The organism is Thiohalobacter sp. (genome assembly GCF_027000115.1).
In the GTDB taxonomy this organism is placed as follows: Bacteria; Pseudomonadota; Gammaproteobacteria; order Thiohalobacterales; family Thiohalobacteraceae; genus JALTON01.
Genome location: NZ_JALTON010000023.1, coordinates 1 through 11,470 on the forward strand (window position 1 = coordinate 1; position 11,470 = coordinate 11,470).

Here is an 11,470-nt window from a genome sequence, read left to right on the forward strand (position 1 = left end):
GCCCCTGCCTCACGCCTCACGCCTTACGCCCCAACCCCACCGCTCCAGCACCCGATACTGCACGCCATCGGGCATCGACACCGACTCGCACAGGCAGAAGTCGCGCACCGGCCAGACCACCGGCCTGACCGGCTGCAGGGCGGGCAGCCGCCGGGCCTTGCGGCGCAGCGTGACGTGGGGTGCGAAGGGACGCGAGTCGGGGGTGAAGCCGCAGGGCAGCAGGGCCGCGCCCAGCGCCTCGACCAGCCGCCCGAGCGCTGCCGGCGGCCGGCTGCTGCCCAGCCAGAGCACGCGCGGGCGCGGAAAGAAGCCGAAGCGGTCCAGCACCAGCTCGAAGGGCTCGCCCTGCACCCCGGCCGCGGCCCGGGTGAAACAGGCCTGGCGGTCGGCCGGCGTGGCCCCGAGGAAGACCAGGGTCAGGTGCAGGTTGTCCGCGGCCACCCGCCGGCCCTCGCGGCCCAGCCGGCGGTCCGCCGCCACCAGGGCACGGCGGACGTCCTCGTCGGGCCAGAGGGCGAAGAACAGGCGTCGGGCCGGTTCAGGGGTCGAAGGCATCCAGCAGCCCACGCAGGGCATGGCCGACCGCCTGCAGCCGGACGGCATTGCGGTCGCCGATGAAGTACTCGGTTTCGCTGTGCAGCCAGCCGCCCTCGCGGGCCCAGCCGAAGCAGACCATGCCCACCGGCTTGCCCGGCGTCGCTCCGCCCGGCCCGGCGATGCCGGTCACCGCCGCCGCCAGCCGGGCACGGCTGTGCGCCAGGGCCCCGGCCGCCATCTCCCGGGCCGTGGCCTCGCTCACCGCACCCGCGGCCAGCAGGGTGTCCCCGGACACGCCCAGCAGTTCCTGCTTGGACTCGTTGCTGTAGGTGACGAAGCCGCGGTCGAACCAGCGCGAGCTGCCGGGGATGTCGGTGATGACCTTGGCGATCCAGCCCCCGGTGCAGGACTCGGCCACCGCCACCCGCAAGCCGGCGGCCTCGGCTGCCTCGCCCAGCCTGCGGCTGAGCGCCTCGATGTCGCGTTCACGTGCCGAGAGATCCATGTCTGTTGCCCTCGCACCGTCGATCCGCTGCTAGAGGTATTCGAGAATGCGCGCGCCGATGCGGAAGCTGCGTCCGCTGACGTCGGGCTCGACCCGCACCACCTCGACCCGGGCATGCAGCGGCGGCACGACCGATTTCTCGGGCCGGATGCGGACCTCGAGCCTCTTGCCGGGCTCGTAGGCCCGGTCCAGCACGAAGGCCACGCCCTTGCTGCTGAGATCATGAGCCTGACCGGTGAGGGTCTCGCCCGTGCCCGGATCCTTGCAGTGCAGCGGCACGTCCAGCAGCATGCGGATGAAGTCGCGCTTTTCGTCGAAGTCCCGGCTCATCGAATCCCGTCCCCCTCGGTCTGTTGTGCCCGGCTGCGGCCCTTGCCCGTGGTACCAGAGCCCTGCCGCCGGCGCAAGTGCTCGCGCCCGCTGCCGCCCATCAGTAGACTTGCGCCGATGTCCACCCGGCGCAGCCAGACAGAACACACGCCCATGATGCAGCAGTACCTGCGCATCAAGGCAGAGCACCCGGACATCCTGGTGTTCTATCGCATGGGCGACTTCTACGAGCTCTTCTACGAAGATGCGCGGAAGGCTGCGCGCCTGCTCGAAATCACCCTCACCACCCGTGGCCAGTCGGCCGGCGAACCCATCCCCATGGCCGGGGTGCCGGTCCATGCCGTGGACCAGTATCTGGCCCGGCTGGTGCGGCTCGGGGAGCCGGTCGCCATCGCCGAGCAGATCGGCGACCCGGCAAAGTCGAAAGGGCCGGTGGAACGGCAGGTGGTGCGCATCGTCACCCCCGGCACCGTCACCGAGGACAGCCTGCTCGAGGCGCGCCGTGACACCCTGCTCGCAGCCGTGATCGGCGACGGCCAGGGCCATTTCGGTCTGGCCGCACTGGACCTGGCCGGCGGCCGCTTCGCGGTGCAGGAACTCGAGGGCAACGAGGCGCTGGCCGGCGAGCTGGAGCGCCTGGACCCCGCCGAGCTGCTGCTGCCCGAGGACCGGCCGCTGCCGGCCGCCATCCCCGAGCGCCCCGGCCAGCGCCGGCGACCGCCCTGGCATTTCGAGACCGACACCGCGCGCCGCCTGCTCTGCGAGCAGTTCGGTACCCGCGACCTGGCCGGCTTCGGCTGCGAAGAGCTGACGCTCGGCATCGCCGCCGCCGGGGCGCTGCTGCAGTACGTGCAGGAGACACAGCGCGCCGCCCTGCCCCACCTGCGCGGGCTCGCCCACGAGCGTCGCGACGATGCCCTCATTCTCGACGCCGCCAGCCGCCGCAACCTGGAGATCGACCGCGCGGTCTCCGGGCGCAGCGAGCACACCCTGGCCGGGGTTCTGGACAGCACCGTCTCCGCCATGGGCAGCCGGCTGCTGCGGCGCTGGCTGAACCGCCCCCTGCGCAATCATGACCTGCTTCGGGCGCGCCACCAGGCCGTCGAGACCCTGCTGGAGAACCTGAATTTCGAGCCCCTGCGCGAGCAGCTCGCCGGTATCTGCGACCTGGAACGGGTACTGGCCCGGGTCGCCCTGCGCTCGGCCCGTCCGCGCGACCTGGCCGGCCTGCGCGAGACCCTGGGGCGGCTGCCCGCGCTGCGACAGGCGCTTGCGGCCCTCGACGATCCGCTGTTGGGCCGGCTGGCGAGCGATCTGGGGGAACACCCGGCCCTGCATCAGCGCCTGCTGGCGGCGCTGGAAGACAACCCGCCGCAGCTGATCCGCGACGGCGGAGTGATCCGCAGCGGCTACGACGCCGAGCTGGATGAACTTCGGCGGCTGTCGCAGGACGCCGACCAGTACCTCGCCGACCTGGAGACCCGGGAACGCGAGCGCACCGGCATCACCACCCTCAAGGTGCGCTACAACCGGGTGCACGGCTACTACATCGAGGTCAGCAAGGCACAGTCGGCGCAGGTGCCCGAGGACTACCAGCGCCGGCAGACCCTGAAGGCGGCCGAGCGCTACGTGACGCCGGAGCTGAAGGACTTCGAAGACCGGGTGCTGAGCGCGCGGGAACGCGCCCTGGCGCGGGAGAAGCTGCTCTACGAGGGGCTGATCGATGCCGTGCTGGCGGAGCTGGCGCCGCTGCAGGCCTGTGCCGCGGCCCTGGCCGAGGCCGACGTCCTGGCCGCCTTCGCCGAGCGCGCCGACCGGCTCGACCTGCGCCGCCCGGAACTGGATGACATCCCCGGCATCGACATCCGCGGCGGCCGCCATCCGGTGGTGGAACAGGTCAGCGACGCCCCCTTCGTGCCCAACGACGTGCGCCTCGACGAGCTGCACCGGATGCTGATGATCACCGGCCCCAACATGGGCGGCAAGTCCACCTACATGCGCCAGGCCGCGCTCATCGTGCTGATGGCCCATGCCGGCTGCTTCGTCCCTGCCGAGTCGGCGCGGATCGGGCCGGTGGACCGCATCTTCACCCGCATCGGCGCCTCCGACGATCTCGCCTCCGGCCGCTCGACCTTCATGGTGGAAATGACCGAGACCGCCAACATCCTCCACAACGCCACCGACCGCAGCCTGGTGCTCATGGACGAGATCGGACGAGGCACCAGCACCTACGACGGCCTGGCGCTGGCCTGGGCGGTGGCGGTGGACCTGGCCACCCGCATCCGCGCCTTCACCCTGTTCGCCACCCACTACTTCGAGCTGACCCGGCTGCCCGAGCAACACCCGGACATCGGCAACGTCCATCTCGATGCCATCGAGCACGGCGACCGCATCGTGTTCCTGCATGCCGTACGCGAAGGCCCGGCCGACCGCAGCTACGGCCTGCAGGTGGCGGCGCTCGCCGGCATCCCCGGCGAGGTGCTGGCCCGCGCCCGGGCCCGGCTGGCTGAGCTGGAAAGCCAGGCCCTGACCGCGCCCGCGCCGCCGCCGGAAGACGGCCAGCTCGCCCTGTTCGGCCGCGACGAGCACCCGGTTCTGGAGGCCCTGGAAGGCATCGACCCGGATGCCCTCTCCCCCCGCCAGGCCCTGGACATCCTGTTCAAGCTCAAGGACCTGCTGAACGACGCGGGCTGACGACGGAAAACCGTCGGCGTAACCCCCTGGCGGCAGCCCCATCTCTGCCGCCTCTTTACGAACATCCCATAACACACTGATCCAAAAGAACGATCCCGAATCTCCAGTGGACCCTCCACGACTGGCACCCTTCTTGCCTCACCCCTCGGGCAATGCGTCCGTCGTCCGGAAGGCGACGCCGGCGGTCCTGTGCCAACCGAGAAAGCGGAATCGTCCATGAAATCGGAAAAGCTCTCCCTCAAGTCGCTGACCCTCGGCATCCTGCTGCTGCTCAGCCTGTCGGCCATCGGCCTGTCACTGTTCTCCAGCCAGCGTTACCAGCAGGCCGCGCTCAGCGGCCAGAGCCGGACGCTGGAACGGCTGCTGGAGGTGGGCGCCCGCCAGGCCGAGGCCCGCATGCACGAGGCCACGGTGGAACTCGGCCAGCGGCTGGAAAAGGAAGCGGTACGGCCGCATGTCACCGCGGCGCTGGCCGGTGATCCCGATGCCGGCCACCGGCTGGTGGCGGCCCTGGACCGGCCCTTTCACGGCAGCTTCGTGACCTCGGGCCTGCTGGAACCGGTCAAGCTGCGCCTGTTCGACACCGACCTGCAGCCGCTGGCGGCCAGCAGCGAGGGCACCGCCCTGCCGCCGGCACTGGAAATCAGCCTGCAGGAGCGCGCCCGCGCACGCCAGGGCGCGGACCGGGCCAAGCCACTGAACGCCTGGTGGGTGCATGACGACCGCCCCCTGTACTCTGTGCTGGTGCCGGTCGGCGGCCTCCGGCCCATGGCCTATCTGGAGGTGATCGTCGATCCGGTGAACAACCTGCGCCGCATCGAGACCAGCCTCGACCTGCCCCTGCGCCTGGGCAGCCCCGGTGGCAGACCCCTGTACCGCAGCGAAGGCTGGCAGGACGACAATCCCGAACTGCTGGCCGTCAGCCACGGTATCGCCAATGCCGCCGGCCAGCCGGTGATGTCTCTGTCCATTCTCGAATCGGTCGGCGGGCTGCTGGCCGACATCAACCAGGTCCGCACCTGGACGGCGCTGGCCTTCCTGCTGCTGGCCGTTGCGGCCCTGCTCGCGGCCCTGTGGCTGTTCAACCGCCTGGTATTCCGGCCCGTGGACCGGCTGGCCTCGGACATGGCGCGCGCCGCCGAAGGGGATCTGGACGTGCACGCCGAGCCTGGCGGCGTGCGCGAACTGGGGGTGCTGGCGCAGGGCTTCAACGTCATGGCCGAGCGGGTCAAGGAAATGGTCGAGCGCGAGCGCCAGCAGGCCGAAGACGTGACCGGCAAGGTGGAGTTGATCGAGGAGGTGGTGGAAATGGCCGCCCGCGGCGACCTCACCGGCCAGCTCATGATCTACCGCGACAATGACATCATCTCCGAACTGGCCAACGGCATCCAGGGCATGCTGGACAGCCTCAACGCTCTGGTCGCGCGCATCCAGCAGTCCGGCATCCAGGTCACCTCCAGCGCTACCGAGATCGCTGCCACTGCCAAGCAGCAGGAGGCCACCGTCTCCGAGCAGGCCGCCACCACCAACCAGATCCGTGCGACCGTGACCGAGATCTCGGCCACCGCCAAGGAGCTGGTGAACACCATGCACGAGGTCACCGATGTCGCCCTGCGCACCTCCGAACAGGCCAACGCGGGGCGCAGCTCGCTGTCGCGCATGGAACAGACCATGCAGAACATGCAGGAGGCGACCGCCAACATCAATTCCAAGCTGGCGGTGCTGAGCGAAAAGGCGGCCAACATCAACAGCGTGGTCACCACCATCAACAAGGTCTCCGACCAGACCAACCTGCTGTCGCTGAATGCCGCCATCGAGGCCGAGAAGGCCGGCGAGTACGGTGTCGGCTTTGCCGTGGTCGCCACCGAGATCCGCCGTCTGGCCGACCAGACCGCAGTCGCTACCTGGGACATCGAGCAGATGGTCAAGGAAATGCAGTCGGCGGTATCGGCCGGCGTCATGGGCATGGAGAAGTTCTCCACCGAGGTACGCCAGGGCGTCGAGGACGTGCGCCAGGTCGGTCAGCAACTGGCCCAGATCATCGAGCAGGTGCAGGCGCTGATTCCGCGCTTCGAGGAGGTGCACGAGGGCATGCAATCGCAGGCCCAGGGCGCGCACCAGATCTCGGATGCCATGGTGCAGCTGGCCGAGTCCGCCCAGCAGACCGCGGAGTCGTTGCGCCAGTCCAATGGTGCCATCGCCCAGCTCAACGACGCCGCCCGGCAGCTGCAGGAAGGCGTCTCCCACTTCAAGGTCAATACCTGACCCCGATGCTGTTCCTGGTGCTCCAGTTGGGTGAAGAGCGCTACGCGATCGAGGCGGGGGACATCGTGGAAATCGTCCCTTTCCTGCGCCTGCGCGCCCTGCCCCAGGCGCCACCCTATGTCGCCGGCGTGTTCGACTACCGCGGCGAACTGGTGCCAGTGATCGACATGCAGGCGCTGGTACGCGGCGAACCAAGCCGGCCACTGATGACCACCCGCATCGTGGTGGTCCGGTATGTCGACGAACAGGTCGGGGAACGCCGCCTGGGCCTGCTCACCGAGGAGGTGGTCGAAACCCTGCGCCGCGACCCCGGTGAATTCCAGCCAGCCGGCATCGAGGTCGGCGAGGCACCCTACCTGGGCCCCATGACCCGCGATGCACAGGGTCTGGTGCAGCAGATCCGCATCGAGCAGCTGCTGCCGGCGCCGGTGCGGCGCCAGCTGTTCCCGGAGGCCGCTTCATGAGCCTGGAACGCATCACCCGGCTGCTGCAACGCACCATGGGCCTGAATGCCGCCTCGGTGGGCCGGCTGGCGATCGCCCGCCCTGCCGAAACGCGCATGCAGGCGCTGGGACTGCCGAACCTGAGCGCCTATGCCGACCGGCTCGAAAGCGACGGCGCGGAACTGGAGCGGCTGATCGAGGCGGTGGTGATCCCGGAGACCTGGTTCTTTCGCGACAGTGCCCCGTTCGAGGCGCTGGCCAGGCTGCTGCAAGAGCGCATTGCCGCCCACCCCGGACGCGCGCAGCGCATTCTCAGCCTGCCCTGTTCCACCGGCGAGGAACCCTACAGCATCGCCATGCTGGCCACGGACCTCGGCCTGCCTGCCAGCAAGGTGACCATCGACGCCGTGGACATCAGCGAACAGAATCTCTGCAACGCGCGTCGCGGCCGTTACCGGGACAATGCCTTCCGCGTCGATGACCTGTCGTTTCGCGACCGCCATTTCCGCGCGGTCGAAGACGGTTACGAACTCGACGCCGCAGTGCGCGCCCGGGTGCGGTTCCGGTGCGCCAACCTGTTCGACCCGGACTTTGCGCGCGACCGGGAGCGCTATGACATCATCTTCTGCCGCAACCTGCTCATCTATTTCGACCGTGAAACCCAGGCGCGCGCCATCACCATCCTGGAGTCGCTGCTACTCGAAGACGGGCTGCTGTTCATCGGCCATGCCGAATCGGGGGCGCTGGCGCGCCGGGCCTTCGTGCCCCTGAAACATCCCCGTTCCTTCGCCTTCCGGCGCGGCACGGCACCGACGAGGGACAGCTCGCCGCCGGTGCCGGCAAGGCCTCGTCCCTGGAAGCCCTGGAAACCACGACGGCAGCCGACACCGCCCGCGACCCTCGCACAGGCGGCACACCCTCAGGCGACACGAGCGGCCGCCCCGCCCGCGCCCGACGAGCGCCTGGCCGATGCGCGGGCACTGGCCGACGAAGGCCACCTGGCCGAGGCAGCGCAACTGTGCGAAGAAGTGTTGGCGGAACGGCATGACGCCGTGGACGCCTATCTGCTGCTGGCCGTGATCCGCAACACTGCCGGCGAGCCGGATGACGCCGAAGCGCTGTTGCGCAAGGCACTTTACCTCGATCCTGGCCACTGCGAGGCACTGGCCCTGCTGGCACTGCTGCTGGAACGCGGACAACGGCATGAAGAAGCGCTGGGCGTGCGTCGGCGCCTCGAACGCAGCCAGCGGCGCAGACCGGAGGCCTCATGAGCGAAGCGCCTCTCATCGCAATGCAGGTCGAGGACTGCTGGAACCGCATCGGCATCTGGCGCCGTGGCGACACCCGCTGCGAACGTCTCGACGAGGTGATCCACTGCCGCAACTGCGAGGTCTACGCCCGGGCCGGGCGCATCATCCTCAAGCGGCCTCTGCCCGAGACTGCCCGTGACGAGTGGACCCGGATCTATGCGGAAACCAAGCAGACCGAACAGGCCGCCGACGAAACCGCACTGGTATTCCGGCTCGGCGACGAATGGCTGGGGCTGCCCAATGCCGTAGTCAACGAGGTCACCTCCGCGCGCCCCATCCAGCGTCTGCCGCACACCACCTCCCGAGTATTGAAGGGTCTGGTAAACATGCGCGGCGAACTGCAGATCTGCGTATCCCTGGGCGGCGTGCTTGGTCTGGACAAGGGCGAGTCGCCGATCCGCTTCGGTTCGGTCGGCATCAGTGATCGCATGATCCACATCGAGCGTGACGGTCATCGATACGTGTTTCCGGTCACCGAGGTACAGGGCCTGGTTCGGTTTCGCGCCGAGCAGCTTGCCCAGCCCCCGACGACCGTTGTTCATGCCCGCAACAACTACATCCGCGGCGTACTCGGCCACGGCGAGCACAGTGTGGGCATGCTCGACGACGAACTGCTGTTCCACACCCTGGGCAGGAATCTCAAATGAGCAGCGGCGACTTCTCCATGGTCGATCTGTTCCGCAGTGAGGTGGAGACCCAGATCCGGGTCATCACCGAGCGGCTGATGGATCTCGAGGCCCTACCGGATGCCGAGGCCGTTACCGCCATGATGCGGGCAGCCCATACCATCAAGGGTGCGGCACGCATGGTCGATCTGGAACCGGTGGTGCAGCTCGCGCACGCCCTGGAGGACCGTCTGGTCACCCTGCAAAACGGCAGCCGGCCGCTGGATCCCGAGGCCGTGGATGCACTGCTGGCCGCCAGCGACCTGATACTCCAGCTCGCCACCGACGCCGAGGACGCTGCCCGCATCGAGGCTGCCGCCGACGAGGTGGCCGCGCGCATCGCCGATCTTTCCGCCCCTGCGGATCAGCCCAGCGAAGCGGCAACCGCCCCCGCACCGCCGGCCGGAACCTCGGTCAAAGCGGCCGAGACCGAGAGTGCGCCGAAGGCCGCAGAGCCGGAAGCGGCCCGGCCCGATGCCACCCTGCTCGAACTCTTCCGCAACGAAGCCGAAGCCCAGATCGCCATCATCAGCCAGGGTCTGCTGGGACTGGAGGCGAACCCCGGTGACCTGTCCGACGCCGAGGCCCTGATGCGCGCCGCCCATTCCCTGAAGGGCGCGGCGCGCATGCTCAAGCTGGATGCGCTGGTGGCCCTGACCCATGCCATGGAGGATGTGTTCGTCGCCGCGCAGGGCGGCAGCATCGTTATCGAGGGCGATGTGGTGGACCTGCTGCTGGCCGCCACCGATCTGGTCGGTGGTGTGACCCGGACGGCGGACATACCCGCCTGGTGCCGGCAGCACGCCGAGGCCATGCTGACACTCGGCAGGCAACTCGCCGATGTCGCCGCAGGCAAGGGTCCGGCTGCACCGCCGCCTCCACCTGCTCCGGCACCGGAAACGGCAGCGGACCACACCGGAACCGCAGAATCCGCCGCCGCGCCCACAGCCACGCCTCCGAGCGGCTCCGGCGCTGTCACCGAAAACGCCATCCGCATCTCCGCCGACAGCCTCAACCGGCTCATGGGTCTGGCGGGCGAGGTACAGGTCGAGGCGCGCTGGGTACGGCCCTTCACGGAGTCTCTGCTGAACGTCAAATACCGCCAGACCGAGCTGGTCACCCTGCTCGACCGGCTGCGTGACCGCCTGGAAGAGGAAACCTCCAGCGAATACCTGCTCGAACTGCTCAATGACGCCCGGCGACGGGCCGGCGACTGCCGCCAGCAACTGGCCGAACGGCTGGGCGAGCTCGACGAGTTCGACCGCCGCAGCCACAACCTGGCCAGCCGGCTCAACCGCGAGGTCATCGCCAGTCGCATGCGGCCCTTTGGCGACGGGGTCCACGGCTTCCGACGCATGGTGCGCGACCTCGCCCGGCAATTGGGCAAGCAGGTGCGCTTCGAGATCGAGGGACTGAATACCCGGGTCGACCGCGAAATCCTGGAAAAGATAGAGGCGCCGCTCAATCACATCCTGCGCAATGCGCTCGACCACGGCATCGAGACACCGGAGGAACGCCGCGCCGCCGGCAAGCCCGAACAGGCCACCCTGCGGCTGGAGGCCCTGCACAGCGCCGGCATGCTGTCGATCATGGTCAGCGACGACGGCCGCGGCATGGATCTCGAGGAACTGCGCGCGAGGATCGTGCGCAAGAAGCTGGTCAGCGAGGAAATGGCGCGTGACCTGACCGAGGCCGAGTTGATGGAGTTCATCTTCCTGCCCGGTTTCTCCACCCGCGATTCGGTGACCGAGATTTCCGGCCGCGGCGTCGGCCTGGATGTGGTGCACAGCGTGGTGCAGGAGATGCACGGCATCGTGCATGCCACCTCCCGTCCGGGCCAGGGCATGCGTTTCCATCTGCAACTGCCGCTGACCCTGTCGGTGATGCGCACCCTGATGGTGGAGATCGCCGGCGAGCCCTACGCCTTCCCGCTGGGCCAGATCAACCGTACCCTCAAGCTGGACCGGGGCCAGATAGAGACCATGGAGGGTCGCCAGTACTTTACCCTCGGCAACCAGCACGTCGGCCTGTTGCCGGCAAACCAGCTGCTCGGCCTGCCCGAGCCGCCACCGGAAAGCGACGAGGTCTGCGTGGTGGTACTGGGCGAGCGCCTCGAACGTTACGGCTTTGCCGTCGACCGCTTCCTGGGCGAACGCAGCCTGGTGGTGCATCCGCTGGATGCCCGCCTGGGCAAGGTCCAGGACATCGCCGCTGCCTCGATTCTGGAGAATGGCGACCCCTGCCTGATCCTGGACGTCGACGACATGCTGCGCTCCGCCGACATCCTCGCCGCGGGCGGCCGCATCGACAAGCTGGGTCAGACGCCCGCCAGGTTCTCCAGCCGCAAGGGCAAGCGCATCCTGGTGGTGGACGACTCCATCACCGTGCGCGAAGTGGAGCGCAACATGCTTGCCAACCGCGGCTACGAGGTCGAGGTCGCCGTGGACGGCATGGACGGCTGGAACGCCGTGCGCACCGGCGAGTACGACCTGGTGATCAGCGACATCGACATGCCGCGCATGAACGGCTTCGAGTTCGTCAGCCTGATCAAGCAGGATCCCCTGCTGAAGAAGCTCCCGGTGATGATCGTCTCCTACAAGGACCGGGAGGAGGACCGCCGGCGCGGCCTCGAGGTCGGCGCCGACTACTATCTGACCAAGGGCAGTTTCCATGATGAGACGCTGCTCGAGGCCGTGGCCGATCTGATAGGTGATGCCTGAC

General features: G+C 68.7%; 9 protein-coding genes. 6 read left to right on the plus strand and 3 right to left on the minus strand.

The genetic code is table 11. From position 1 onward, the window contains the following. Positions 1-9: 9 nt before the first annotated feature. From thpR to MVF76_RS03455, 3 genes are read right to left on the minus strand one after another with little or no spacing between them, the layout of a single operon-like run. Positions 10-555: an RNA 2',3'-cyclic phosphodiesterase gene (gene thpR / locus MVF76_RS03445; RefSeq protein WP_297527393.1), complete on the minus strand. Its 546-nt coding sequence runs from the start codon at positions 553-555 to the stop codon at positions 10-12. After that, on the minus strand, positions 539-1,042 hold the full coding sequence (locus tag MVF76_RS03450; RefSeq protein ID WP_297527394.1) for a CinA family protein: 504 nt from the start codon (positions 1,040-1,042) through the stop codon (positions 539-541). The genes thpR and MVF76_RS03450 overlap by 17 nt, the downstream gene beginning before the upstream one ends. A gap of 30 nt (positions 1,043-1,072) precedes the next feature. Then, positions 1,073-1,372, minus strand: a complete 300-nt coding sequence (locus tag MVF76_RS03455; protein ID WP_297527395.1) for a PilZ domain-containing protein — start codon at positions 1,370-1,372, stop codon at positions 1,073-1,075. Between the two features lie 117 nt (positions 1,373-1,489). On the opposite strand from MVF76_RS03455, the gene mutS reads away from it, so the two are divergent. The 6 genes from mutS (at position 1,490) to MVF76_RS03485 (ending at position 11,469) form a co-directional block, all read left to right on the plus strand. Continuing rightward, on the plus strand, positions 1,490-4,066 hold the full coding sequence (gene mutS / locus MVF76_RS03460) for a DNA mismatch repair protein MutS (RefSeq protein WP_297527396.1): 2,577 nt from the start codon (positions 1,490-1,492) through the stop codon (positions 4,064-4,066). A gap of 216 nt (positions 4,067-4,282) precedes the next feature. Further along, positions 4,283-6,331 (plus strand): methyl-accepting chemotaxis protein, encoded by a 2,049-nt coding sequence (locus MVF76_RS03465; protein ID WP_297527397.1) that lies wholly within the window; start codon positions 4,283-4,285, stop codon positions 6,329-6,331. A 5-nt stretch (positions 6,332-6,336) separates the two neighbouring features. Further along, positions 6,337-6,795 (plus strand): chemotaxis protein CheW, encoded by a 459-nt coding sequence (locus tag MVF76_RS03470; protein WP_297527398.1) that lies wholly within the window; start codon positions 6,337-6,339, stop codon positions 6,793-6,795. Continuing rightward, on the plus strand, positions 6,792-8,045 hold the full coding sequence (locus tag MVF76_RS03475; protein WP_297527399.1) for a CheR family methyltransferase: 1,254 nt from the start codon (positions 6,792-6,794) through the stop codon (positions 8,043-8,045). The genes MVF76_RS03470 and MVF76_RS03475 overlap by 4 nt, the downstream gene beginning before the upstream one ends. After that, a complete protein-coding gene (locus MVF76_RS03480; RefSeq protein ID WP_297527400.1) occupies positions 8,042-8,731 on the plus strand; it encodes a chemotaxis protein CheW in 690 nt (229 codons plus the stop codon). The genes MVF76_RS03475 and MVF76_RS03480 overlap by 4 nt, the downstream gene beginning before the upstream one ends. Next, positions 8,728-11,469, plus strand: coding sequence for a hybrid sensor histidine kinase/response regulator (locus MVF76_RS03485; RefSeq protein WP_297527401.1), 2,742 nt, complete (start codon positions 8,728-8,730; stop codon positions 11,467-11,469). The genes MVF76_RS03480 and MVF76_RS03485 overlap by 4 nt, the downstream gene beginning before the upstream one ends. The last annotated feature ends 1 nt before the right edge of the window (position 11,470 follow it).

Coding starts and splice junctions, on each gene's coding strand:
- thpR (WP_297527393.1), bottom strand. CDS start 555: ATGCCTTCGACCCCTGAACCGGCCCGACGCCTGTTCTTCGCCCTCTGG.
- MVF76_RS03450 (WP_297527394.1), bottom strand. CDS start 1,042: ATGGATCTCTCGGCACGTGAACGCGACATCGAGGCGCTCAGCCGCAGG.
- MVF76_RS03455 (WP_297527395.1), bottom strand. CDS start 1,372: ATGAGCCGGGACTTCGACGAAAAGCGCGACTTCATCCGCATGCTGCTG.
- mutS (WP_297527396.1), top strand. CDS start 1,490: ATGTCCACCCGGCGCAGCCAGACAGAACACACGCCCATGATGCAGCAG.
- MVF76_RS03465 (WP_297527397.1), top strand. CDS start 4,283: ATGAAATCGGAAAAGCTCTCCCTCAAGTCGCTGACCCTCGGCATCCTG.
- MVF76_RS03470 (WP_297527398.1), top strand. CDS start 6,337: ATGCTGTTCCTGGTGCTCCAGTTGGGTGAAGAGCGCTACGCGATCGAG.
- MVF76_RS03475 (WP_297527399.1), top strand. CDS start 6,792: ATGAGCCTGGAACGCATCACCCGGCTGCTGCAACGCACCATGGGCCTG.
- MVF76_RS03480 (WP_297527400.1), top strand. CDS start 8,042: ATGAGCGAAGCGCCTCTCATCGCAATGCAGGTCGAGGACTGCTGGAAC.
- MVF76_RS03485 (WP_297527401.1), top strand. CDS start 8,728: ATGAGCAGCGGCGACTTCTCCATGGTCGATCTGTTCCGCAGTGAGGTG.